The organism is Priestia sp. 40 (genome assembly GCF_049368575.1).
GTDB classification, from domain to species: Bacteria; Bacillota; Bacilli; order Bacillales; family Bacillaceae_H; genus Priestia; species Priestia zanthoxyli.
The window spans coordinates 26,529-50,403 of sequence record NZ_JBMPZA010000017.1; the positions used below are offsets into that span (position 1 = coordinate 26,529).

Genomic DNA, 23,875 nt, shown 5'->3' on the forward strand with positions numbered 1-23,875 from the left:
GGGGAATTTCGCTTTCAGTATACACTCTCCACTTCATCTTCCTTTGTTTGATAGGACTTCTCTCTTTTCTCTACCAAGTCAACATTCCTATTATACACTCTATTTTTGTACAGAAGAATATTTATTGTGCAAGAGGTGAAGATTAATTCCCCAATTAGAAATTGACGTTTTAAAACGCCATATAAAGACAAGCCCATGCCTGTACAGGCATGGGCTTGTCTCATAATATATTTGTACACAATAAGGTAATGAAAAGTAATTTATGCTTTGGGGAATCACATAAATTATGACAACATAGGTATAAATAAATACTTACATGCGAAACGTAAAGCATTCATTATTTAAATTGTACTTGGACAGTAGAAAGCAATGCCACTTTTTTTAATTTAAATATATTTTTTTAATTTACATATTTACTTGCTACACTTTTTATCTCGAGCTCTTTAACATGGTTAAAAACTCTGAGAGGCTAGGGGCGTTTTTATTTAAAATAGTTTCAGCAAAATAAGATATTTTATAAAGAGTTTCTATGCTTTCAATCGGATATTTTCCAGCTGCTGTTTCAGCAGAAAGCATCACTGCATTCGTTCCGTCAAACACCGCCTGAAACACATCTGTCACTTCAGCTCTTGTAGGAATCTTGCTGTCTACCATTGATTGAAGCATTTGTGTCGCTGTGATCACGTATTTATCGTGCAAGCGGCATTCATGAATTAATATTTTTTGCAGTAAGGGAATCCATTCATATGGAAGCTCTACTCCTAAATCACCTCGTGCAATCATAATTCCGTCTCCTTCTTCACATATCCTCTGAAAATTTTCTATAGCTTCCATCGTTTCCACTTTTGCAATTAGCTTTGGGATATTTGGATGTTTTAAATGGATATAATGTTTAATTTCTTTTAAATGCTCAGGGGTTCTTACGAATGAACAAGCAAGAAAATCTACTTTTTCTTCCACCAAGAATCTGATATCTTGTTTATCTTTTTCAGTAATGGCTGGTAAACGCACGCGAGTAGCTGGTAAATTCACCCCTTTATGTGAAGAAATAGCGCCTTTTTTTTACTTTTGTGACAAGTTTATCTTCTTCTACTTTTTCAACAATTAGCTCTACTTGGCCGTCATTCATTAAGATTTTGCTTCCTTTTTGAACATCCTGCACGATACCCTTGTAATCAACGCTCGCTCCTTTTTCATTTCCTGATACCTCCTCTGTATATAAAACAAAAGAGGTTCCTTCTTTTAAAACCACTTCTTTTAGTTTTATCACTCCAAGTCTAATTTTAGGACCTTGCAAATCTCCTAGAATTTGAATAGAGGGATCTAAAGACCTTATCGTATCTATAATTTTCTTGTGGCTTTCATGCGACCCATGAGATAGGTTCAGCCGAGCTATTGTCATTCCTTTTTCTAACAGTTTCGCTAGTACACCTTTTTTATTACTAGCAGGCCCAATTGTACAGATTCGATCGATTGCCATCGCCTTTCACCATCCTTTTAACATAGGATGCCCACTTCAATGAAAGAGATAAGCTTCATATGAAAATAGTTATATTCCCACAAAAAAGCCGTCTCTAAGTCAATAACTCCACTTATGAGACAGCTCTTTTATTTTCTTTCTATTCTTTATTGTACCCAGCTTTCAACCACTTTTTCATTTTTAGAAATCCAGTTTTTTACGCCTTTTGTTTCATCGTTCGCACTGTTAACTTCTGATTCCAACGATGCCAATTGATCAGAGCTAATAGAAAAATCTTTTAGCCACTTTGCAGCTTCTGGATAATCTTCTTTAAAGGTCTTTTTACTGATTGACTGTATTTTTTCAGGTCCTGTCGGATTCATCGTATTTTTCGGATCTTTTAAGTATCTGAGATTATACTTTTCAAAAGCCCAGTGCGGTCGCCACAACGTAACAACAACGGGCTCTTTACTAGCAATTGCTTTATCCAATTCTGATAGCATAGCGGCTGTGCTACTTTCTACTAAATTCCAGTCTGTTAACCCATAGCTTGGCATCGCATGATCTTTAGTAAGACCGTTTATTCCAGATCCTGGTTCAATACTAATAATCTTTCCGTTAAACTCCTTTTTCTTATTTTTCAAATCAGCTATCGACTGCGCGTCTACGTAGTCGGGAACGGCTAATCCGCTATCTGCTTGGTCATACCAAGTGCCGAGAACGGCTACTTGCTTTCCGAATCTTTTCATATAAGAACTGTGGGTGGTAGGCATCCATACATCTAAAAACAAATCAATATTTCCTTGAGCAACTCCTGAGAAAAGCGGAGCTACATCGCTTTGAACTGCTTTGACTTTATAGCCTTTTTCCTCTAATAATTCCTTCCATAAAAACGTAACAGCTACGGCTTCGTCCCATGGTATGTATCCAATTGTAATTTCTTTTTTAGTCGTCGTTCCGCTTGCCGTATTACTATTGCCGCATGCAGAGACAAGCAGCATGATGACGATTGTTAGCATAATAAAAGAAATTTTTTTTGAATGTTTCATATACTCCCACCTTTATCCATTTTATTTACTTGATTGAATATCTCGGCTTTTTTGAGTAGAAAGATGTGTTAAACGATCTAAAATAACGGCAATAATAACAACCGCAATCCCACCGATAAACCCTAAGCCTACATCCAGCATACTGATGCTTCGCAATACCTCCGCACCTAAGCCTCCCGCACCTACCATTGAAGAAATAACAACCATAGAAAGAGATAACATAATAACTTGGTTTACACCCGACATAATCATAGGCAAAGCCAGCGGCAGCTGTACTTTGATTAATTTTTGCCATTCCGTTGCTCCAAAAGCTTCTGCCGCTTCTAAAGTGGTGTGTGGAACCTGCTGAAGCCCAAGCAGCGTCAGACGAACGGCAGGCGGCATTGCGAAAATAAACGTAGCAATAAGAGCTGTAACATTCCCTAATCCGAATAAAAGTACGGACGGAATTAAATAAACAAAAGCAGGCATTGTTTGCATAATATCAAGAATCGGTTTTATGACTGCTCCCAATTTGTTAAAGCGGTGCGATAATATACCTAAAGGAACGCCGAATAAAAGTGAGATAATAGTAGAAGCTAAAACGAGAGATAAGGTCAGCATCGATGCTTCCCATAAATTCAAGCTAATAATAAGAAGTAAACCAAAACACGTAAATACAGCTATCTTCCAATCTGTTAACCATAGCGCTAATAGAACAAAAACAATGACAGTTACTAGCGGAGGAGAGGCTGTCAATGCCCATTCAAGGCTGCTGATTAAACTGGTCATTATCTGGTTGATTCCAGTAAATACACCTGAAAAACTATCAATCATGTAATCAACAAATGAATTTGCCCATTTATCTAAAGGAATACGAGGAATCATCGCAGCATTCACCATCATATTTATCGAACCTCCACTTGATATGATTTAACGTCTTGCTGCTCGGTCACTGCAGTACGTTCAGTGAGATTTGCAATAAGAGTGCTCGGGGAAATCATACCTTGTAGACGGTGATGATTATCAACAATGACTACAGGGGAATGACTGTCGGTAAATAGAGGAATCATTTCTTGTAAAGACATATCAGGATTGACGCAATGCGGCTGTGTCAATGCTTTTCCTTTTAAATCATGCTTATGAGCTTCAATAAGCTCCATCACTATATAGATGCTCATCATACCTAATAAGCGGTCAGAACTATCAAGAACAAAAATCGTAGATAAATGATTGGTTCTCATTCTTCTCAATATGACTTGTGGTGATTCATACTCGTAGGCAGCCGTTTCTACCGGAATAACAGCGTCTTTAGCAAGGCGAATTTTGCCGTAATTAACGTCTTGAACAAGCAGTTTTACATAATGGGTTGCCGGTTGACTTAAAATATCTTCAGCGGTTCCAAGCTGTACAATCTCTCCGTCTTTCATTACGGCAGCCCGGTGCCCTAAAGTTAATGCTTCATCTAGATCATGCGTTACAAAGATAACTGTTTTTTGTACTTCTCCTTGAATATCAAGAAATAGCTTTTGCATATCTCTTCGAATGAGAGGGTCTAACGCCGAAAAAGGCTCATCCATCAGCAAAATCTCCTGTTCAGAAGCAAGAGCTCTCGCTAATCCAACCCGCTGCTGCATACCTCCTGATAATTCATAAATTCTTTTATAAGCTTGTCCATTTAATCCCACCATTTCAAGCGCCTCTTTCCCTCGCTTTTCCCTTTCGCTTGCTGCTACACCTTGAATCTCTAGACCGAACGTAATGTTGTCAATCACGGTGCGGTTGGGAAGGAGGCCCACATTTTGAAAGACCATCCCAATTTTATTTCTCCGGACTTGCTGAAGCTGTCTTTTTGGCATATGAGAAATATCTGTATTTTCTAGATATACTGTCCCTTCTGTTGGTTCTACAAGCCCGTTCAGGCATCGAAGCAAAGTAGATTTACCGCTTCCTGATAATCCAATTAGCACAAAGGTTTCTCCCTTTTTCACTTCGAAATGAGCATTATAAATAGCAACGGTTGTCTTAGTAGCTTGTTCAACTTCATATTTGCTTTGCCCCGACTCTCTCAGCTTAAGAGCCTGTTCTTTTTGGCTGCCAAATACTTTTGAAACATCGGTAACACGGATAATGGGTTCTGTTAGTTTAGAGTTTGTACTCAATTTATTTCCCCCTTATTTTTAAAGTAGATTGTTAGAGATGGTCTGACACACCGAGATAATGTGTCAGACCGCTTCTATTTATTATTCGACCTTCATACCGATTGCTTCTAATACATAGTTGTAAAAATGAGAAACATGCTGTTCGATAGGTACTAAAATTCCTCCTTCTTTATAAGATTTTGAGCTCATGTTTTCTTGACACCATTCACACGCTTCAAAGTCTTGTAAATTAACGCGATGAAATAATTCCACGGCATCTTTTGGATTGAAATTAAGCTTAGCCATTTCTTCCGGGTCGAATAACCATTCGCAAATCACTTTGGACTTTTCTGCACTAATTGGAATAATACGATGAATAATAACGTGATCCGGTGTTAAATTGATAAATACGAGCGGCAGAACTGTAATGCCAAAATACGTGCGGTCATCTTCAGGAAGCAACCCTTTTAACATGGGACGGCTTCCTTTCCCGCTAATTGAAAAAGCTTCTAATTCATTTCCAAGCTTAGCTCCACCCCCTACTGAATTTTGAGTGCCGACTCCCGAACGAAATTCAGGCAGCGTTGCCGTAAGCTCAGGGTGAATAGAGGAACAGTGATAACACTCTTGAAAGTTTTCTACAATAAGCTTCCAGTTTGCCTCAACTTCATACTCTTCACGATGAGCGGATTTTAAATTTTGAATTTCATACCTAGCAAACGTATAAAGCTCTCCAAAACGATCAAAAATTTGTGCGTCTAGCTGATATTCAACAGATATCGGATTGTCTGATAAATTAACCCAAACCATGCCGTGCCACACTTCAATGTGAACGGATGTTAGTCCGTAACTTTCGTTATGCACGAGTTCTTCTCGACAGTGGCTTGTGTTAGGAACACCTACTAAATCACCATCTAAGCTATAGCTCCACGAATGATACGGACAGCGAATGACCCCTGCTTTACCGGATGCTTGGCTGCACAGCTTAGCTCCTCGATGCCGACATACGTTTAAAAATCCTCGCAGTATATGGTCTTTTCCTCTAGTAATTAAAATATTTTCGCCTTCAACTCTCGTTGTAATATATTGTCCTGGTTCTGCTATTTCGTATTCAAATGCAACTAAACTCCATGATTTAGAAAATATATGATCTTTTTCTAACTTAAAAATGTCCGAAGATGTATACAGCTCTCCTTTCAACGTGGGCTCAAGTCTCCCATTATCATTTACTAAACCATGTTCCATAACCATCTGCTATTCCTCCTTCGCTTCTTTAGAAACATTTAAATAGAACCATTCGCAAGAGCTGACGACGATTTATACTATTTTGTTCGCCGCAAATCGCTGCGGAGCAAACAAATCAATTGGGTGATTGGTTTTTCCCTCTGTCACTAAATCTGCTAAAATCTCTCCTACTACGCTTGCAAACTTAAAACCATGTCCGGAAAATCCCGCTGCAATTGCTACTTGAGGATATTCAGGATGCAGCGAAATGACAAAATGTTCATCTGGTGTATTGGTATACATGCACGTTTTCCCTTGTAAAAACCGACCGTTGAGCTGCGGAAGACCTTGAGCTAGATAGTGCCGCATCATGTTCACTTCATCTTCATATACATTTCGATCAATCGTTTCCGGCGTACACGCCGTTCCTTTTCGGAAAAACGCCACTTTTGCTCCTTCAGCCTTTAATCCAAAAGAAGGGAAACCATACAACTGTACATAATCATCTGCTTCCCAAATATAAATCGGCTGTTTTCCCACTGAAAAAACGTCTATTCCTTGTGTTGGTTCAAAAAACATTTGCACATGACGCTCTACTTGTAAGCTAACACCTAATTCCCGTAATAAATCGGGTGCCCAGGCGCCTGCAGAAATAATGATTTTTCCAGCTTCATATATTCCATTAGCTGTTACAACACGCACGCCTTCACCAGAAGGATGGGCTTCCCACGACACCACTTCTTCAAAAAAATGAAGCTCAGCTCCGTATTTTTCTGCTTGAAGAAGGTGAGTATATACGCTTGCTTCCGGCCTAACGAATCCAGCTTTTTCTTCATATAGAGCAACCGTAGCAGGTGAAGGTGTAAATACCGGAAACCGTTTGTAAATATCCTTTGCTTCTAGAATCTCATACGCAAGATTCCACTGTTTAGAGCTTTCGATGCTTCCAGAAACCGTCAAGCTATCAGGAGGTCCCATCATAAGTCCACCGGTAACCGTAAGAATTTCTTGACCGCTTTCTCTTTCAATTTCATTCCACAATTCGTAGGCGCGAAGCAACAATGGAACATAAGCAGGGTCCTCAAAATACGACTGCCGAATAATTCTAGAACCGCCGTGACTCGATCCTAGATCATGAGCAGGACCGTATTGTTCTAACCCCAATACCCGCTGCCCTTTTTTGGCGAGCTGATAAGCAGCCGTACTCCCCATAGCTCCTAATCCGATAATAATGACATCATAATGTGTTGACATCTGCATTCCTCCTGCCTTTCGATTGATCAATTAAACTACCGCTGGGGAGTGTGTCATCATTGCTGCTTTATAACGCTGACCAAAGTATTCAACTTCTAAAACCATTTCTTCATTTACAGCTTGAGATAATAAGGTGTGTACAATTCCTTTGCCTAAGCTGTATGAATAGCCAGCACTTGTCACAAATCCGAGGGCCGTTTCTCCATAAAAGACCGGTTCATATCCCATTACTATCGCTGAAGGATCATCTAATACGAGCGTCGCTAATACTGTTTCAGAATCTTTTCGCTGACGATCAAGCAATGCCTCTTTCCCAATAAAAACTGGTTTTGTTAAATCAACCATTTCATGAAGGTCGACTTCATGTGGATGATGTTCGCTCCAAAAGTCTTTCCCACTCTTTAACGAAAAAGATTCAATTCGAAGGTTTTCAAGAGCCCGGTCTCCCGCGGCAATTAGCTGATAAGGCTGTCCTTTTCCCATTAATAAATCCCATAAATTTAGGCCTTGATCGGAAGTTGTAATCAACTCCCAGCTCTCCATTCCCCCGTAGGAATCACGCAGAACAAGAACTGAAATATTTTCGATAAACAGCGTTTTTGCTTGCCCTTGAATCCAAGCGCCGCCAAGGTCTGAACGCTGAACTGCGGATTTCATTACTCCTGTAGCTTTAGGACCGATTAAAGCTACACTGCATGTCCCTGACGTTACATCTTGAAAAACAACTTGACCGTTTTGAAGCACGTGTTTTTGAATCCAGCTTGCTTCTACAGCTCCCGTACAAACAATCAAGAAAGTGGATATATTTTTGCGAATAACCGTTATTTGATCTTTTATGCCACCTCGCTCATGCAACATACACGTACGTATGCTTTGACCTACTGCAATGTCTATATTTCCTGTCGTTAGCTTCTGTAAAAACTGGAGAGCTCCTTCTCCTTTAATTTCTAACCTTTTCTTTGCTGCTGTTGTATCGTAAAGCGCTGCGTGCTGACGAGTATGCAAATGTTCAGCTTCAATAATTGGTGACCAATATTCAGCAGCCCATCCATTTCTTATTACCATCATCTTTTCATAAGTAGATATAAGCGGGTAGTTAGCTTCATACCACTGGGGCTGCTCCCATCCTGCTTTTTCATTAAAATAAGCCTTCAGTTCTTGTTGACGCATATAAAATGGACTTACGCGCATGTTCCGCGATACTTTTCGCTGCATAAATGGATGGTGAATACTATAAACCTTTTCATACTCTTCAATAGACCGCTGTTTGTAATAAGCAGGGCTGCATGCACACGTATCGAAACGATTAATATCGCATAGCTCTAAATCCACAGTCGGCGCACCATTCATGATCCATTCAGCCATTTGTTTTGCGACACCTGCAGAGTGCGTTACCCATATAGCTTCTGCTACCCAAAATCCCTGTACCGTTTGTGATTCACCAAGCAGCGGCATACCATCAGGAGTGAAGGAAAAAATGCCGTTCATTCCTTTTTTTATTCCCGCTTGTTTTAATGCCGGAATTAATTCCATTGCATCTTCCCACGGTTTTTCAAAATCTTTTGGTGTAAAAGGTTTAACAGAAGGCATTTCTTTTGTTTCTCCGTATTTTGTAATATCACTGAGTTCGACTGGAAACGGCTCATGCTGATATGATCCAATCCCAAGCCCTTTCTCTACTTGACGAAAATAAATGGAATTATCTTGATCTCGAATAAGAGGAGTTGCGGCTTCTTCCGTTTCTCCGTTCAATTCAAGTAAATCATTTGTAAACACATATTGATGAGCCATCGGCTGAAGCGGGATCGTTACACCGATCATTTCTCCGATGCGTGGTCCCCAAAATCCAGCACAGCATACGATTACATCTGCTTCAAACTTTCCAGCGCTTGTGTACACTGCTTTTACTTGACCATTTGTCACGTCAATATCTGTTACTTCTGTATGACCGTAAAACTCTACGCCGCACTCTTTAGAAAAACGGGTCATTTTATCAACGGCATGCAAAGGCTTAGCAATACCATCTGACGGAACATAAAGACCTCCGCAAATACGGTCAGGACAAATGAGCGAATTTTTTTCCGCACATTCCTGCGGTGAAAGAAGAAAAGCTTCTATTCCCCAAGAGCTGGCAACACCAGCCTTTCTCTTTAGATCTTCTAATCGCTCTGGTGTACGGGCAACTTCTAAACTGCCGACAGGATAAAAAGAGCGCTGTTCATCTGTACTCAACTCTTTGAAGGTTTCGACTGTTTGAGAAGCTAGTGTTGTCAGGATTTTTGAAAAGCTAAGCTGAAATACAAGCCCTGGAGCGTGAGAAGTAGATCCTCCTGTTTCAAGCAAAGGGCCTTGCTCAATCACTGTTATGTTTCGTTGCCCCATTTTACTTAAATAGTAGGCAATGCTGCACCCGACAATTCCAGCTCCTATCACTACTATTTTCTTATGTTCCATCACTTCATATCTCCCTCCTCTTTTAATTTGAAGGTGTTAAATATTGTCGATAGTTAATTATATTTTTAATTTTCTTAATTTTCAAAGTATTTTGTTAAAAAATGTGACATAGATTTTTTCTGCACTTTCTTCCGCTAATGTTCGGATAACGCTTTCTTAACTTTAAAATCCCAGAAAAATCGCCGTTTCTTTCTTTCGAATAACGAATTTTAAAGAAACTATCTATCTGTCAAAATGGCTCTTATGAATGAATGGTTATACTAAAAATGACGGAAAGAAGATAGCTAAAATAACTTAGCTATCTTCTTTTTAAACCATTTACCGATCAATTGATTTTGAACGCTTAAATACTTTTGCTTATTTTTAGACCAAAGTTGCTTGTTTGACTACTTTTTTCATTTCTTCTGCAACGTTTCTTTTGTTTTTTTCACTTGTAATACCCCCGCCGACAATCACAAGATCAGGCTGTGACTGCACAACTTCTGGAAGTGTATTCAGTTTAATGCCTCCTGCCACCGCTGTTTTTGCATTTTTCACAACGCGTTTAATCGTTTGAAGCTGCTCAAACGGAGTCTCGCCTTCGGCTTGAAGATCATATCCCGTGTGTACACAAATATAGTCCACACCTAGTGCATCTACTTCTTTTGCACGTTGTTCAAGATTTTTTACATTAATCATATCAACAAGAATTTGTGTTCCTTGTTTTTTGGCCTCTTCTACAGCGCCTTTTATAGTCGAATCGTCAGTAGCGCCAAGTATGGTAATAATACTAGCACCCGCTTCAGAAGCTTTCATGACTTCATAAGCACCTGCATCCATAATTTTCAAATCAGCTAATACCTTTAAAGACGGAAATGCTTCCTTGATTTCTTTGACTGCTTTTAGCCCTTCGTTAATCACAACTGGAGTACCAATTTCTACAATATCGATATACTCTTGAACCTCTTGAACTACTTCTTTTGCCTCTGAAATATTTACAAGATCCAATGCTAATTGAAGTTCCATACCTACTTCACTCCTTCATTAAATGGGGTTGTCTAGCATGAATTCATTGTAAAACCGTTACTTTCAAAAAAAAAGTAGGCACTTTTAAAACATATAGTCACTAAAAATATACTATGGATACTTCTGTGCATCTTATCACTTATATTTAATTTAGAAAATTCTGAATAATAAAGACATTTTTATAACCTTCTCAAGAAAAGATTTTATCCCATATGTGTGGAATTATTCATTTCAGGTTCTATAAAGGTTTCCATATAATTTTTTCCCCACTCGTCCATGCTTTCAAGAATGGGCATCAGACTTCTCCCGTGTTCAGTCAAAGAATATTCAACTTTTGGAGGTACAACCGGATAGACTTTTCGGTGAACGATTTGATCTTCTTCTAATTCTCGCAGCTGACTTACTAACATTCGCTGAGTAATTCCCGGCATCATGGACTTTAACTCACCAAATCGTTTTGTCCCTTCTTTTCCTAGATGCCACATAATTAACATTTTCCACTTGCCTCCAATAATCGTCAACGTTAATTCCTTTTCACAGTTAAACGTTTTGCTAAAAAGTCTGCTCAATCCTTTTTCCTCCCTTTTTATGCGTAATAGTATAGTTTTAGACACTATATGAAAATAAAGTGTCTACTTATAAAGGAAAATTGTACCTGCTATACTGTAATCTGTAAAGATGGTAAAAGACTATATTCACTGCAATAGACCGTTAAAATAAAGGAGGAGATCAATTGGACAGTGTAGCTCGTTCACGTGATAATTGTCTCAAGTCTCATTCACCACAAGCGTTAGAAGTGGATTCCATGACCTTTATCTTATTTGGAGCAACAGGAGATTTGGCTAAAAGAAAAATTTTTCCTGCGTTATATAATTTATTTTTAGATGAAAAGCTTCCTTCTTTCTTTTCTATTGTTGGTACTGGTAGAAACAACTGGTCTGATGATGCCTTTCAAATATATGTAGAAGAATCAGTAAAAACTTTTTCGAGGCGCTTTAGAAAAGGTGAATCCAAGATAAAAAAATTTCTTAAGACAGTTCGCTATCATAAAATGGATGTTACCAATAGTGATGGATATGACCAGTTGCTTCAGGCCATTCAAGAAGGCGAAGCAAAATTAAATATTCCTGAAAATCGTCTTTTCTATTTATCTGTGGCTCCTGAATTTATAGATGTTATTGCTTCAAATATAAATAGCGGCGGATTAGGATCTACAAAAGGCTGGAAACGTCTTATTATCGAAAAGCCTTTCGGACACGATTTACAATCTGCTCAAGTGTTAAACCAAAAGCTTACTGAAACGTTCAATGAAGAAGAGATTTATCGTATTGACCACTATCTGGGAAAACCGATGATACAAAACTTGGAAGCTTTAGCATCTGCAAACCCTATTTTACAAGCACTATGGAATCATCACTACGTTGCAAATGTTCAAATTACAGCTAGTGAAACAGTTGGTGTAGAAGAAAGAGCGCATTACTATGATCAGTCCGGTGCAATTAGGGATATGTTCCAAAATCATATGCTTCAAATGCTTATGATGACTGCCATGCAGCTGCCAAAGACGCTTAACATCGCAAAAACTCGCCAACGAAAGATAATAATTATGAAAAGCCTTCGCCCTCTACAAAAAGAGTTTATCCATTCGAACGTCATAAGAGGTCAATACGAAGCGGGAAAAATCCAAGATCGTTCAGTTATAGGATATAAAGAAGAGCCCGGCATCAATGCTTCTTCCGTTAATGACACGTTTATAGCAGCGCGGATATGGATTGATCATGAGCTCTGGAAAGGAGTGCCTTTCTATCTTCGCACAGGAAAAAGAATGAGTAAAAAATGCACGCGTATCGTCATTGAATTTAAAAATTCTTTAAAGAATCTTTATACAGCCGAAGAAGCCATTCCTAACCTTTTAGTTGTCGAAATCAGCCCAAATGAAGGTATCTCGCTGCAATTAAACAGCAAAAATCCTTTGAATAGCGATAAGGTCGAACCTATTTTCATCAATTTCTCAACAAATCAAAAAGAAGTACCCGAAGCTTATGAACTGCTGTTATTTGATGCTTTACAGGGAGACTCCACGTTTTTTGCTCATTGGGAAGAAGTTGAATTATCTTGGAAATGGGTGCAACCTATTTTAGAAGTTTTTAATGATGAACGCTTTCCTCTTCATTTTTATCCTGCGGGTACGATGGGACCAGCAGCTTCAAATCGTTTGTTAGAAGACGACGGGTTTAAGTGGTGGTGATTACTTTTAATCTCGTTAAAAAGAGGCTGGGGTAAAAGTATTTTATTTGAAGAAAGATCCGAACGATGAAGCGAGATTCTTGATGGAGAATTCAACTCGTTCGGATTTTTTCATTGTGGTCGTAAGCGTAGGTTTACTGTATGTAGTTGCTTCTAGTTGTTCGTCTCTTCTTTATTTAATATCAGCCATTTGATTTTTCGATCTCGCTCTTTTCTTTCTTGTTCATCAACCAAATCATATTTCTTCAGCAAATGAAACATCTCGTTTAATGTTGTTTGCGAAGGATTTCGTACGAGAAACTCATGAAACAACGAGCGAATATCTTCTGGCAGCCATTGTGACTGCGAGTTAAACTTCTGCTGTACATCTTCTACCGAGTGGTCCAAATTACATTTACCCATACCTTTTCCTCCCTTTTTATGTAACTGTTTTGCATTTTTTAGTCTTCTTTTCGTTTAAACGTACTTGGCATAACAACTGCCACAACTTCTCCGGTCGCAACAATGATGTCACTCGCGTATACTTCTGTTTTAACTCTCCATTTCTTCGGGTGAATTTCTTCAACCGTTCCTATTGCTTTTAGTACTTCACCCTGTGGCGTTGGTTTTTTAAAATCTACGTGGAGAGAACCGGTAACAAACCGCGGGGGCTCTGCTGAATCTCCTATTTCATGGCCATTTTTACGGTATAGAGCAAGAGATGCAGAGCCTGTTCCATGACAATCAATCAGTGATGCAAGAAGTCCGCCATAAACAAATCCTGGTATGGCTGTATGTTCGGCCTTAGGTGTATAAAGGGTAATGGTTTTTTCTCCTAGCCATCCTGTCCGAAAATGATAGCCGTCCTGATTTAATCGGCCGCAGCCGTAACACCATGCAAAATCATCCGGATATTCGTCTTGAATCGCTTTTACTACTTTTTCCATGGTTCACCACTCCTTTTTTCGGAATATTTTAACACATTTTCTCCTACAATCGTTAGAACTAAACGGACTATTTTCAAGCTTAAATAACTAAAAATCATAGAAGAAAAGCCTTACTTAAAAAATAAGTGAGGCTTTATAGTTAAAATTCTTCATAAGCAGCGGGGTCTTGGTTATTAAGTCTTCCATCCTCGTGGTTCAATTCTGAAATCATATTCATCTCAGTTTCATCTAAAGAAAATGAAAAAATGGATATGTTTTCAAGCTGCCGCTTGCGAGATGACGATTTTGGAATTGAAATCGCCCCTAGCTGATAATGCCATCGCAAAATTACTTGTGAAACTGTCTTATTATGACGGTCGGCGATTTGTTTAATTGTTTCATTTTCTAAAACAGCACTTGCTCGCCCTAGCGGACTCCAAGATTCAATTTGAATGTTTTTCTCCTGATACCAATTTCGATATTGATGTTGATTAAAAAAAGGATGCAGTTCTATTTGATTGATGCTTGGTAAAATGCCGGTCTCTTTTTCCAAGCGCTCAATATGCTCGGGAAGAAAATTGCAAACACCAATTGAACGAATTAAGCCCCAGCGCTTCGCATCAATTAATGCTTGCCAAGCTTCTACATAATGATCTTGTTTAGGATTAGGCCAATGAATAAGATACAAATCATAATAGTCTAAATTCGCGCGATATAAAGATTCTTGGATGGTAGGAATTGCTTTGTCATACGTATGGTATCGCCCGGGGAGTTTAGACGTAACGAACAGTTCTTGTCTAGAAACCGGTGTTCTTCGAAGCGCTTGGCCCACGGTGCCTTCATTTTCGTAATTATAAGCCGTATCAATTAGACGATACCCTACATCAATTGCACTCGTTATAGCGTTGACTCCTTCATTTCCGTTAAGTTTGTATGTACCAAAACCTATAGCAGGCAAGGTTACCCCATCACTAAGCGTTATTTCAGGAATTACTTTACTCATTATTATCCACTCCTTTCGATCATGCCCTAAGGTTAGCATATATTATCCAATACTTGAATAAATTTGCACCACTCATTTTCACAAAGGAGTGATGCTTTCAAACAATCAAAAAAGTGATTACGGAGAAACCTCCGTTTTAAACTCGTTAACTTCGCACTTTTCTGCTTCTTTCTTGTTTTTAGTTAACGTAAAGAAAGCTACAAAACCCAAAAGCGCCGTACTAAATAAAATAGCAGCCATGGGAATTGCTGTTGTTTCGTTAATACCTACTAAAGGAGAAACAATTGATCCTAAAGTTAGTGGAAGCATGCCTAACACGGCACTCGCACTCCCTGCTCTATGTCCTTGATTTTTCATGGCCAATGTCACCGAACCTGTGATCGTCATTCCTATAGAGATCATGTAAATAAAAATGGGAATAACAATCGTAGCAAGCGGTCCTTTAAGCATGGTCATGATAAGAAGTACGCTAGTAGCACTTACAGCCGTAATCACGGCAATGCGAAGCAGGCTTCTTTCATGAAGAATTCCGCTAAAGCGCCCAATAATAAAGCTTCCAGTCACAATGGCCAAGCCGTTAATGCCAAACAAAATGCTAAAAACTTGCGGAGAAACATGGTATATCCCTTGATAGACAAATGGAGTGCCTGATACATAAGCAAAGCTTCCTCCGTGAACCAGTCCAACAATTAGGGCATACCCAATAAAAGAACGGTCTTGTAATAAACTGCCCATTGTGCGAACGGAATGACCAATTGAACTTGGCGTTCTATTTTCAATTGGCAAAGTTTCTTTTAAACGTATTGAGATTGTTAAAACAATTAAAAGGCCTATTAAGCTTAAAAACAAGAAAATAGTATGCCAGCTTGCAAAAGGCAGAAGTAAAATAGCACCTCCGGCCATTGGTGCTATCATTGGCGCAAAGGCATTGATAACCATTAACAGAGCAAAAAACTTTGTAAGCTCTCTTCCGCTAAAAACGTCTCTGACAATCGCGCGAGACAGAACAACTCCTGCCGAAGCCGTAAACCCCTGTAAAAAGCGTGCGATGACTAAAGCTGTGATAGTAGGGGCCAAGGCACAGAGCAACGACGATACCATAAATAAGGAGATCGCGATGAGTAAAGGTCGTTTTCTTCCTTTCGCATCACTTATTGGACCAATCACAATTTGACCAATAGCAAGTCCTAGTAAACACGATGTTAAGCTAAGCTGTACAAGTGAAGCCCGCGCATCTAAATGATCAGCAATAGCAGGAAAACTTGGTAAATACATATCGATATTAAGCGGACCTAATATCGCAAGCGTACTGAGAAGAAACGCCAATCCTAGACGTTTTTTTCCAGTTGGATTATGAAGCATAATAGCAGAGCACCTTCCTTACCTAAATATTGTATTTTTACAGATAACCTTTAGTCTATTGAAAGGCATCTCTTCTGTCTAGGACATTTGTCTAAAGATGTAGGTAAAGTTCCACTCGCAAAAAAGGATGTATGAGTGATGACATGCGGTTGATATTCAAAAACAACGGTTGAAATATCCTTAAGATACTTCAACCGCTGTTTGAACGTTTGTTATATACTATCTAATGCCTGCTGTAAATCTCTCATAATATCTTCCCAAGCTTCCAGTCCAACTGATAAACGAAGGAGTTCGTTTGAAATTCCCATTTCTTTCCGAGCTTCTTCTGGCACAACTGCATGCGTCATAGAGGCAGGATGCTGAATAAGTGTTTCAGCGTCTCCAAGACTTACTGCAATGGAAATGAGCTTAAGCTGATTGACCACTTTTACGGTTTCTTCATAACCTCCTTTCACCTCAAAAGAGAGAAGCCCCCCTCCTTTTTTCATTTGCTTTTGCATGAGAGAATAAGCAGTGCTCTTTTTATCACCTGGATAATAAACGGCTTTTACCTTGGGATGAAGACTTAATTGTTTTGCGATATGTTCAGCATTTTCACAGTGACGATCCATTCGAACGGCCAGCGTTTTTAAGCCTCGGAGTAACAGCCAAGCATCAAACGGTGAAAGAATGCCTCCGATATCTTTTTGCGTCGTTTTGCGCAGTACGGAAATAACCTCTTCGTTCCCTACTACAATTCCCGCGACAACATCTCCGTGTCCACCAATAAATTTTGTTGCGCTATGAATGACTAAGTCGCATCCAAGCTTCAGCGGCTGCTGCAAATAAGGAGTTGAAAAGGTATTGTCTACTACCACGGGAATTCCTTTTTGTTTAGCAATAGAAGTAACTAACTCTAAATCTACTAAAGTCATAGTGGGGTTAATCGGTGTTTCAATATAAATACATGCTGTATCTTCTTTGATAGCAGCAAGAATTTCTTCCTCAGTTTCCAAGTTGGAAAAAGAATGATGGATTTGATATTTTTCCTCAAGCATTTCCAGTAAACCAAACGTGCATCCATACACTCCTTTAGAACATAAAATATGATCGCCTGCTTTTGTAAGTCCAATCAATACAGCCGATACTGCAGCCATTCCCGATCCAAATGCCAAAGCGGCTTCGCCTTCTTCAAGCTGTGCCATACGCTCTTCTAAAATGGTGATGGTTGGATTAGATAACCGGGAATATACATAACCATTTTCTGCTCCGCTAAATCGGTTTGCACCTTGTTCTAGAGATGAAAATGTAAATGTAGAGGTTTGATAAATGGGCGGAGCTAAACTATCAAAATGATGTTTTGATTCGTACCCTGCGTGAATGGCTTTTGTTTCAAACTGATATTTCTCTTTTTCGTTCATACGACTTCCCCCTTATGCAAACAAGCGCTGTGTCATTTAAATAATGTAAGCGTTTTCTTTTATTATATTTCTCTTTTCTTTTTTCGTTCCCTGCCTCTCCATTTAGATAATTACAGCGTAGAGAAAGAAGCGATATGCACACTGCACCTCGCTTTACTTCATCATTTGTTTAATTAGTGCTGAATTACGCTTTTTGAATACTTCATTATGAGAAGAAACCATAGCTGTCTTAGCAGCAGAGGGCTGAACGAATTGTTTTGCTTTGTTTACGGCATTAGCAGCATCTTGAAAAGCACCGGTAATCAAATGGACTTTTCCTTCGTGCATGAGAATATCTCCAGCTGCATATACGCCTTCTACAGATGTTTCGCTTGCTGCATTACCTGCAACGTAATAGTCATCAATGGTTTTGATATGTAGTTCGCTGTTTTTTAACAGCTCTGTATCTCTTTCATAACCGTGATTAATGATAACTTCGTCAATCGATAAATAAGAAACCTCACCGCTTTGATGATTAGTCAGCTCAACTTTTTCAATAAATTCATGCGTCGCATCAGCCACTAATTTTGTAATAGATGTGTTAAGCAGACACCGAGCCGAACTGTTTATTAATTGTCTCACTTGTGCTTCATGACCGTTTAGTTCACTGTTTCGGTACGTAATATATACTTTTTTAGCAACGGGCTCTAGCTCATTTGCCCAATCAATGGCTGAATTGCCTCCCCCGGAAACGATCACCGTTTTATTTTTAAAATGCTGCAGAGATTTAACCGTATAGTTTAAGTTTGATATTTCAAATCGTTCTGCTCCTTCAATTTTGAGCTTTTGCGGATTTAAAATACCTCCTCCGACAGCAAGGATAATGGTTTTAGAGTAATGATGTTCACCTGAAGAACTCGTCAGCTGGAAAATACCATCTTTCAAGCGAGAAATAGCTTCAATCTTCTCATTTAAAACAACAGTCGGATCAAACGTCAGCCCTTGTTCAACAAGCTGTTCAATAAGCTCCGCACCGGAAATAGGAGTTTGGCCCCCTACATCCCAAATCATTTTTTCAGGATAAACGTGAAGTTTTCCACCTAGTTTTGGCTGATATTCAATCAGCTTTGTTTTCATTTCCCTTAGACCGCTATAAAAGGCAGAATAAAGGCCAGCCGGTCCCCCGCCTATAATTGTCACATCAAAAAGTTCATTGTGTATCATGCACGTTCACTCCTCGTAATCAATTGTTATTGATTATCATTCTCATTTAAATATACATCTTCTTCAACGTTTTGACAATAAAAATAACTATTGACATCCGGAAACGTTCGAATTATAGTATGTAAAGTAAACGATACTGATAATCATTATCAAGTATTTGTTGTATTAAATGCAAACGGAGGGTCAGATATGGTTCGCCTATATACAGAGAAATTACATATTAGTTATGGTGAACGTCTAATAGTAAAGAATTTAAGCGTTAACATTCCAGACAAAAAGATTACCACAATTATTGGTTCAAACGGATGCGGCAAATCAACGCTTTTAAAAGCCATCACCCGCATTATTTCTCATCAATCCGGTTCCGTTATTTTAGATGGTGAAAATATTTCAACAGAACATACAAAAGCACTTGCTAAAAAAATGGCTATTCTCCCTCAAACACCAGAAAGTGCTAAAGGCCTAACTGTGGGAGAACTCGTATCTTATGGGCGATTCCCCTATCAAAAAGGTTTTGGACGTCTGTCGAAAGAAGACTATCAAACGATTGACTGGGCGCTTGAAGTAACCGGAACAAAAGATTATAAATTCCGGCTCGTTGACTCTCTTTCGGGCGGTCAGCGTCAGCGAGTGTGGATTGCAATGGCTTTAGCTCAAGAAACCGATATTATATTCCTCGATGAGCCTACTACCTACTTGGATATGGCTCATCAGTTAGAAGTGCTTGAGCTTCTTCAAAAGTTAAACAAAGAGCAGGAACGTACAGTTGTAATGGTGCTTCATGATTTAAATCAAGCCGCTCGCTTTGCAGATTATATTATCGCTTTAAAAGATGGAGAAATTGTCAAAGCCGGAAAGTGTGAAGAAGTCATTACGCAGGACGTTCTAAAAAAAGTGTTTCATATCGACGCTGAAATCGGACGAGATCCGAGAACAAATAAACCAATGTGCATCACGTATAACTTATTAAGAGGAGATAACTAAATGAAAAAATTATTGCTTCCATTCATGCTTATATTCGTACTACTTATTAGTGCCTGCAGCAACGGTTCAACTGAAAGCAAAAATGATTCAAGTAAAGGAAACAGCGAATCCAAGACGATCACATATCAATCTGAAGACGGCCCTGTCAAAGTTCCTGCTAACCCGAAACGTGTTGTAGTGTTAGGTTCCTACGCAGGTAACGTCATGTCGTTAGGTGTCAATATTGTCGGAGTTGATTCATGGTCTAAAATGAATCCCCGCTTTGAAAAGAAATTAAAAGGCGTTGAAGAAGTATCAGATGAAAATTTAGAAAAGATCATTGAATTAAAGCCTGACCTAATTATTGGCTTATCTACTACAAAAAACGTTGATAAATTAAAAAAAATTGCTCCTACCGTTACGTATACATACGATAAAGTAGATTACCTTACTCAGCATGTAGAAATCGGAAAACTATTAAATAAAGAAAAAGAAGCACAATCATGGGTAAACGATTTCAAAAAGCGTGCAGCAAAAGCTGGCTCTGACATCAAAGCTAAAATTGGCGAAGATAGCACGGTTTCAGTTGTTGAAAACTTTGACAAGCAGTTGTATGTGTTTGGGGATAACTGGGGACGCGGAACGGAGATTCTTTATAAGGAAATGAAATTAAAAATGCCGGAGAAAGTCAAGAAAATGGCTTTGAAAGATGGATACTATGCGATTTCGCCAGAAGTTCTTCCTGAATATGCCGGAGATTATTTAATCTTCAGCAAAAACCAAGATGGAGATACATCATTTGAGAAAACAGATACGTACAAAAATATTCCTGCTGTAAAGAATAATCACGTATTTGAAGCAAATGCAAAAGAATTTTATTTTAATGATCCAATCACATTAGATTATCAACTAGATTTCTTTACTCAAAAATTTCTTGGCAAGTAATTCATTCAAGAGGAATTCTTTTTAGAATTCCTCTTGCTTTGTTTTACTAAATTTATTCTTACATGAAAAGATGGGTGTTTTATGAAAAAAGACAATCAGCGTTTCATTCCTTTTTTATATAAATTAATAGGTATGCTGCTCGTATTCATCATAATGTTTGTTTCTTCAATGGTTTTTGGCGCTGCTGACATATCGATAAAAGATGTGTGGTTAGCACTTTCATCAAGCAGTGTAAACGAACAGATTTCGATCATTCGAGATATTCGTTTACCTCGTGAAATCGCCGCTGTTTTTGTTGGCGCTGCTTTATCAGTATCAGGAGCGATTATGCAAGGTATGACAAGAAACCCTCTTGCAGATCCAGGGCTTTTAGGCTTAACTTCTGGCGCAAATGCAGCTTTAGCTGTAACAATTGCCTTTATCCCTTCTGTAAATTATTTAGGTATTACGATTGCTTGCTTTATCGGAGCTGCGGTTGGCGCAATTTTGGTGTTTGGAATTGCTGCTATAAAAAGAGGCGGTTTCTCTCCGCTTCGAATTGTACTCGCCGGAGCTGCCGTTTCAGCATTTCTTTATGCGATTGGAGAAGGAGTCGGTATTTATTTTAAAATTTCAAAAGATGTATCGATGTGGACTGCTGGCGGAATGGTAGGCACTTCTTGGGAACAGCTTCAAATCATTGTTCCTTTTATCCTCGGCGGTATATTCATTGCCCTTTTGCTTTCTCGGCAGCTTACTATTTTAAGCTTAAATGAAGAAGTCGCTGTGGGGTTAGGTCAGCAAACAACAAAGGTCAAAACCATTTTATTTGTTGTCATGGTTCTTCTTGCAGGTGCTTCTGTTGCGCTAGTGGGAAACATGGTGTTTATCGGCTTGATGATTCCTCATATTGTACGAGGAATTGTAGGAACCGACTATCGTTATATTATCCCTATGTCCGCTGTCACTGGCGCAGCGTTTATGCTTCTCGCTGATACGTTGGGCCGAACCGTAAGTGCGCCTTATGAAACACCGATAGCAGCAGTTGTATCGATGATTGGCTTACCTTTCTTTTTAGTCATTGTTCGTAAAGGAGGAAAAGCATTCTCATGATTCACCCAGCGCTTATTAGAAAACAACGAATAATTATGATGCTCCTCACTGTTTTGATTCTTGGAACGATTGTAATAGGAATGGGGCTTGGTGATGCACCCCTTCCTTATAATAAAGTGTTTCCTACTCTTTTTGGCAAAGGGAATTTTGCAGATGAGTTCGTTCTTTTTTCAATTCGACTTCCGCGAATTATCATTACTCTTTTAGCAGGAATGGCTCTAGCTTTATCAGGCGCTATCTTACAAGGTGTTACGCGCAATGACTTAGCGGAACCTGGAATTATAGGAATTAATTCAGGAGCAGGCGTCGCAATTGCCGTATTCTTTTTATTTTTTCCAATTGAAGCTGGCTCTTTCGTGTATGCTCTTCCGTTAGTAGGGTTCATCGGCGCCTTGTTTACAGCTGGTCTTATCTACCTTTGTTCATATAGTAAAAGCCAAGGGCTGCAGCATGTGAAGCTTATTTTAACAGGCGTAGGTTTTTCGATGGCTCTTTCTGGAATGATGGTGGTGATTATGTCATCAGCTGATCGTGCTAAAGTTGATTTTATTGCTAAATGGATCGCAGGAAACATTTGGGGGTCAGACTGGCCTTTTATATGGGCACTTCTACCTTGGCTTCTTGTCTTGATTCCTTTTATATTGTACAAAGCAAATTCATTAAACATTTTTAACTTAAATGAAGCTGCAGCTATTGGAGTCGGTATCGCTATGGAGAAAGAGCGTATAACATTGCTTCTAGCCGCGGTTGCATTAGCGGCAGCAGCAGTTTCAGTTACAGGCGGCGTGGCCTTTATTGGGCTTCTTGCTCCTCATATTGCCAAAGGCTTAGTCGGACCGAGGAACCAGCTTTTTATTCCCGTTGCCATTTTACTAGGCGGCTGGCTTTTGCTGATTGCAGATACAATAGGACATAACATTGCCGATCCTAACGGTATACCGGCAGGAATTATTGCCGCCGTAATCGGTGCTCCTTACTTTGTTTATTTGCTTTTAAAAAAATAATAAACAGACGCGCTTCTTAGAAGAAGCGCGTCTAGTTATTATTTTTTTTGTCTTTCATCTGCAGCGTTCGCTCTAGCCTGTGCTTCTAAATCGTCTTGGTCTGCTAATTCACGAGAAAACTCTTCATCTACTCCATCTGCTTTAGATGCAGGATAATCCGCTACCTTTTTTAATTGTTTTTTCAACTCTTTTTCATTCATTATGAACACTCCTTTATTCTAGACTGTTAATAGTATGCGTTTGTCGTTTCTGCACTATGTGGAGAAAGAAGGAATTTTACCAATAAGACCGAAGGCATACATAATAAGAAAAAGAAAGGACGTGTTATATGGTCATCATTATTACGCTCTCTATTATCATTGTATTTGTTATTTTACTGCTGTGCGTGGTTACCACTTCGAAAGCTTATGATTACAAACATACGGTAGATCCACTTACAAAAAAACAAGACAAAAAAAGTAGGTGAGCTCGTTTCACACCTACTTTTTGTATTACCCTTGCAGTGATTTTAAATCATGATCGTTCAATTGAAATGCTTGCTTAATTTTGTCTTCCAAGTTTTTTGTTACTCTTCGCTTACCCACTTCAACCAGTGCAATTAAAGAAAAACTGCAGTTCACTGCTTGAGCGAAGTTTCGCTGATTCATATTGTAGTTTTTCCGAATGTTTTTTACCGTTTCTTTATTCATTTACACTCACTCCGCTTAACTCAATATACTTTTTTCTGCTCAAGTTCAAGTCACATGTTCATCTAGCTGCCGACAGAGCGTGAGAAATTGCTGCTGTTCTTCTTCTTTATAGCAAGCAAACAGTTTTTCAACCCCTTGCTGCATGTCTTTTTCAGCAGCTTGAATCACTTGTTTCCCTTTGTTTGTAAGCTCGACCATAACTTTACGCCGATCTCTTTTTGAATGGTAGCGCTCCACAAGATTCAGTTCATACAAACGTGTAATCGATGCTGTAATAACGCTTGGGCTCGCCTTTATCTCGTCTGCCACTTTGGTGACAGGGATTGTATCTGCACGTTCAACAATCAGTAAAATATGATATTGAAAAGGGGTAATTCCGTAATGCTGTAAAAGGCTTTTTACATTTGTCATTACTTTTTTGTTTAAAGATACTGAAATTCTTTGAATTTCTTCACCAAATGTCAATGAATCCATCCGCTCACTGCCCCCTTTCTCTC

The 23,875-nt window shown here is 39.0% G+C and carries 23 protein-coding genes and 1 pseudogene; 6 read left to right on the forward strand and 18 right to left on the reverse strand.

What is annotated here, in order from left to right; all coding sequences use genetic code 11:
* Window positions 1-429 precede the first annotated feature (429 nt).
* From ACO1DI_RS19850 to ACO1DI_RS19890, 9 genes and pseudogenes are all read right to left on the reverse strand, one after another.
* Window positions 430-1,480 (reverse strand): annotated as a pseudogene (locus ACO1DI_RS19850) (pyruvate kinase).
* Between the two features lie 146 nt (window positions 1,481-1,626).
* Window positions 1,627-2,508, reverse strand: a complete 882-nt coding sequence (locus tag ACO1DI_RS19855) for a glycine betaine ABC transporter substrate-binding protein (protein ID WP_182421149.1) — start codon at window positions 2,506-2,508, stop codon at window positions 1,627-1,629.
* Window positions 2,509-2,529: 21 nt separating this feature from the next.
* Window positions 2,530-3,393 carry an ABC transporter permease gene (locus ACO1DI_RS19860; RefSeq protein WP_115653430.1) on the reverse strand — a complete coding sequence of 288 codons (864 nt, stop codon included), beginning with the start codon at window positions 3,391-3,393 and terminating at the stop codon, window positions 2,530-2,532.
* Window positions 3,394-3,395: 2 nt separating this feature from the next.
* Window positions 3,396-4,649, reverse strand: a complete 1,254-nt coding sequence (locus ACO1DI_RS19865; RefSeq protein WP_423145573.1) for a quaternary amine ABC transporter ATP-binding protein — start codon at window positions 4,647-4,649, stop codon at window positions 3,396-3,398.
* A gap of 81 nt (window positions 4,650-4,730) precedes the next feature.
* On the reverse strand, window positions 4,731-5,879 hold the full coding sequence (locus ACO1DI_RS19870; protein ID WP_423145574.1) for an aromatic ring-hydroxylating oxygenase subunit alpha: 1,149 nt from the start codon (window positions 5,877-5,879) through the stop codon (window positions 4,731-4,733).
* A 66-nt stretch (window positions 5,880-5,945) separates the two neighbouring features.
* Window positions 5,946-7,106: an N-methyl-L-tryptophan oxidase gene (gene solA, locus ACO1DI_RS19875; protein WP_042992221.1), complete on the reverse strand. Its 1,161-nt coding sequence runs from the start codon at window positions 7,104-7,106 to the stop codon at window positions 5,946-5,948.
* Between the two features lie 30 nt (window positions 7,107-7,136).
* Window positions 7,137-9,560: a GcvT family protein gene (locus ACO1DI_RS19880; RefSeq protein WP_042992560.1), complete on the reverse strand. Its 2,424-nt coding sequence runs from the start codon at window positions 9,558-9,560 to the stop codon at window positions 7,137-7,139.
* A gap of 363 nt (window positions 9,561-9,923) precedes the next feature.
* Entirely contained in the window at window positions 9,924-10,565 is a 642-nt protein-coding gene (gene hxlA, locus ACO1DI_RS19885; protein ID WP_014460847.1) for a 3-hexulose-6-phosphate synthase, read from the reverse strand.
* Window positions 10,566-10,768: 203 nt separating this feature from the next.
* Window positions 10,769-11,134, reverse strand: coding sequence for a winged helix-turn-helix transcriptional regulator (locus ACO1DI_RS19890; protein WP_014460848.1), 366 nt, complete (start codon window positions 11,132-11,134; stop codon window positions 10,769-10,771).
* Window positions 11,135-11,298: 164 nt separating this feature from the next.
* Between ACO1DI_RS19890 and zwf the strand changes: the two genes are divergently transcribed.
* Complete coding sequence (gene zwf, locus ACO1DI_RS19895; protein ID WP_243557146.1) at window positions 11,299-12,813, forward strand: glucose-6-phosphate dehydrogenase; 1,515 nt, start codon at window positions 11,299-11,301, stop codon at window positions 12,811-12,813.
* Window positions 12,814-12,965: 152 nt separating this feature from the next.
* Here the strand turns inward: zwf and ACO1DI_RS19900 are convergent, their stop codons facing one another.
* The 6 genes from ACO1DI_RS19900 to ACO1DI_RS19925 form a co-directional block, all read right to left on the reverse strand.
* Window positions 12,966-13,214: a hypothetical protein gene (locus tag ACO1DI_RS19900; protein ID WP_013056242.1), complete on the reverse strand. Its 249-nt coding sequence runs from the start codon at window positions 13,212-13,214 to the stop codon at window positions 12,966-12,968.
* Window positions 13,215-13,252: 38 nt separating this feature from the next.
* Window positions 13,253-13,738: a PaaI family thioesterase gene (locus tag ACO1DI_RS19905; protein WP_014460850.1), complete on the reverse strand. Its 486-nt coding sequence runs from the start codon at window positions 13,736-13,738 to the stop codon at window positions 13,253-13,255.
* Window positions 13,739-13,877: 139 nt separating this feature from the next.
* The gene (locus tag ACO1DI_RS19910; RefSeq protein ID WP_115653424.1) at window positions 13,878-14,720 is read right to left on the reverse strand and encodes an aldo/keto reductase; all 843 of its coding nucleotides are present in this window, start codon (window positions 14,718-14,720) and stop codon (window positions 13,878-13,880) included.
* A gap of 117 nt (window positions 14,721-14,837) precedes the next feature.
* Window positions 14,838-16,082, reverse strand: a complete 1,245-nt coding sequence (locus ACO1DI_RS19915; RefSeq protein ID WP_115653423.1) for a Bcr/CflA family efflux MFS transporter — start codon at window positions 16,080-16,082, stop codon at window positions 14,838-14,840.
* Between the two features lie 212 nt (window positions 16,083-16,294).
* Complete coding sequence (gene megL / locus ACO1DI_RS19920; RefSeq protein WP_328575182.1) at window positions 16,295-17,482, reverse strand: methionine gamma-lyase; 1,188 nt, start codon at window positions 17,480-17,482, stop codon at window positions 16,295-16,297.
* A gap of 153 nt (window positions 17,483-17,635) precedes the next feature.
* Window positions 17,636-18,685 carry an NAD(P)/FAD-dependent oxidoreductase gene (locus ACO1DI_RS19925; RefSeq protein ID WP_115653421.1) on the reverse strand — a complete coding sequence of 350 codons (1,050 nt, stop codon included), beginning with the start codon at window positions 18,683-18,685 and terminating at the stop codon, window positions 17,636-17,638.
* A 189-nt stretch (window positions 18,686-18,874) separates the two neighbouring features.
* Between ACO1DI_RS19925 and ACO1DI_RS19930 the strand changes: the two genes are divergently transcribed.
* The 4 genes from ACO1DI_RS19930 (at window position 18,875) to ACO1DI_RS19945 (ending at window position 22,689) form a co-directional block, all read left to right on the forward strand.
* On the forward strand, window positions 18,875-19,669 hold the full coding sequence (locus tag ACO1DI_RS19930; protein ID WP_115653420.1) for an ABC transporter ATP-binding protein: 795 nt from the start codon (window positions 18,875-18,877) through the stop codon (window positions 19,667-19,669).
* Complete coding sequence (locus tag ACO1DI_RS19935; RefSeq protein ID WP_182421158.1) at window positions 19,670-20,593, forward strand: iron-hydroxamate ABC transporter substrate-binding protein; 924 nt, start codon at window positions 19,670-19,672, stop codon at window positions 20,591-20,593.
* A gap of 81 nt (window positions 20,594-20,674) precedes the next feature.
* Window positions 20,675-21,685, forward strand: coding sequence for a FecCD family ABC transporter permease (locus ACO1DI_RS19940; RefSeq protein ID WP_047751335.1), 1,011 nt, complete (start codon window positions 20,675-20,677; stop codon window positions 21,683-21,685).
* Window positions 21,682-22,689, forward strand: a complete 1,008-nt coding sequence (locus ACO1DI_RS19945) for a FecCD family ABC transporter permease (RefSeq protein ID WP_423145575.1) — start codon at window positions 21,682-21,684, stop codon at window positions 22,687-22,689. The genes ACO1DI_RS19940 and ACO1DI_RS19945 overlap by 4 nt, the downstream gene beginning before the upstream one ends.
* A gap of 38 nt (window positions 22,690-22,727) precedes the next feature.
* On the opposite strand, the gene ACO1DI_RS19950 is transcribed toward ACO1DI_RS19945, so the two are convergent.
* Window positions 22,728-22,889, reverse strand: coding sequence for a YfhD family protein (locus tag ACO1DI_RS19950; RefSeq protein ID WP_074894520.1), 162 nt, complete (start codon window positions 22,887-22,889; stop codon window positions 22,728-22,730).
* 128 nt (window positions 22,890-23,017) lie between these two features.
* Here ACO1DI_RS19950 and ytzI point away from each other — a divergent pair, with 128 nt between their 5' ends.
* Window positions 23,018-23,155 carry a YtzI protein gene (gene ytzI, locus ACO1DI_RS19955; RefSeq protein WP_423145576.1) on the forward strand — a complete coding sequence of 46 codons (138 nt, stop codon included), beginning with the start codon at window positions 23,018-23,020 and terminating at the stop codon, window positions 23,153-23,155.
* 25 nt (window positions 23,156-23,180) lie between these two features.
* On the opposite strand, the gene ACO1DI_RS19960 is transcribed toward ytzI, so the two are convergent.
* Together ACO1DI_RS19960 and ACO1DI_RS19965 are read right to left on the reverse strand one after the other, a co-directional pair.
* Window positions 23,181-23,378, reverse strand: coding sequence for a helix-turn-helix domain-containing protein (locus ACO1DI_RS19960; protein WP_014460860.1), 198 nt, complete (start codon window positions 23,376-23,378; stop codon window positions 23,181-23,183).
* Window positions 23,379-23,423: 45 nt separating this feature from the next.
* On the reverse strand, window positions 23,424-23,852 hold the full coding sequence (locus tag ACO1DI_RS19965; protein WP_115653416.1) for a MarR family winged helix-turn-helix transcriptional regulator: 429 nt from the start codon (window positions 23,850-23,852) through the stop codon (window positions 23,424-23,426).
* Window positions 23,853-23,875 lie beyond the last annotated feature (23 nt).

Coding starts and splice junctions, on each gene's coding strand:
- ACO1DI_RS19855 (WP_182421149.1), bottom strand. CDS start 2,508: ATGAAACATTCAAAAAAAATTTCTTTTATTATGCTAACAATCGTCATC.
- ACO1DI_RS19860 (WP_115653430.1), bottom strand. CDS start 3,393: ATGATGGTGAATGCTGCGATGATTCCTCGTATTCCTTTAGATAAATGG.
- ACO1DI_RS19870 (WP_423145574.1), bottom strand. CDS start 5,879: ATGGTTATGGAACATGGTTTAGTAAATGATAATGGGAGACTTGAGCCC.
- solA (WP_042992221.1), bottom strand. CDS start 7,106: ATGTCAACACATTATGATGTCATTATTATCGGATTAGGAGCTATGGGG.
- ACO1DI_RS19880 (WP_042992560.1), bottom strand. CDS start 9,560: ATGGAACATAAGAAAATAGTAGTGATAGGAGCTGGAATTGTCGGGTGC.
- hxlA (WP_014460847.1), bottom strand. CDS start 10,565: ATGGAACTTCAATTAGCATTGGATCTTGTAAATATTTCAGAGGCAAAA.
- ACO1DI_RS19900 (WP_013056242.1), bottom strand. CDS start 13,214: ATGGGTAAATGTAATTTGGACCACTCGGTAGAAGATGTACAGCAGAAG.
- ACO1DI_RS19905 (WP_014460850.1), bottom strand. CDS start 13,738: ATGGAAAAAGTAGTAAAAGCGATTCAAGACGAATATCCGGATGATTTT.
- ACO1DI_RS19910 (WP_115653424.1), bottom strand. CDS start 14,720: ATGAGTAAAGTAATTCCTGAAATAACGCTTAGTGATGGGGTAACCTTG.
- ACO1DI_RS19915 (WP_115653423.1), bottom strand. CDS start 16,082: ATGCTTCATAATCCAACTGGAAAAAAACGTCTAGGATTGGCGTTTCTT.
- megL (WP_328575182.1), bottom strand. CDS start 17,482: ATGAACGAAAAAGAGAAATATCAGTTTGAAACAAAAGCCATTCACGCA.
- ACO1DI_RS19925 (WP_115653421.1), bottom strand. CDS start 18,685: ATGATACACAATGAACTTTTTGATGTGACAATTATAGGCGGGGGACCG.
- ACO1DI_RS19930 (WP_115653420.1), top strand. CDS start 18,875: ATGGTTCGCCTATATACAGAGAAATTACATATTAGTTATGGTGAACGT.
- ACO1DI_RS19935 (WP_182421158.1), top strand. CDS start 19,670: ATGAAAAAATTATTGCTTCCATTCATGCTTATATTCGTACTACTTATT.
- ACO1DI_RS19940 (WP_047751335.1), top strand. CDS start 20,675: ATGAAAAAAGACAATCAGCGTTTCATTCCTTTTTTATATAAATTAATA.
- ACO1DI_RS19945 (WP_423145575.1), top strand. CDS start 21,682: ATGATTCACCCAGCGCTTATTAGAAAACAACGAATAATTATGATGCTC.
- ACO1DI_RS19950 (WP_074894520.1), bottom strand. CDS start 22,889: ATGAATGAAAAAGAGTTGAAAAAACAATTAAAAAAGGTAGCGGATTAT.
- ytzI (WP_423145576.1), top strand. CDS start 23,018: ATGGTCATCATTATTACGCTCTCTATTATCATTGTATTTGTTATTTTA.
- ACO1DI_RS19960 (WP_014460860.1), bottom strand. CDS start 23,378: ATGAATAAAGAAACGGTAAAAAACATTCGGAAAAACTACAATATGAAT.
- ACO1DI_RS19965 (WP_115653416.1), bottom strand. CDS start 23,852: ATGGATTCATTGACATTTGGTGAAGAAATTCAAAGAATTTCAGTATCT.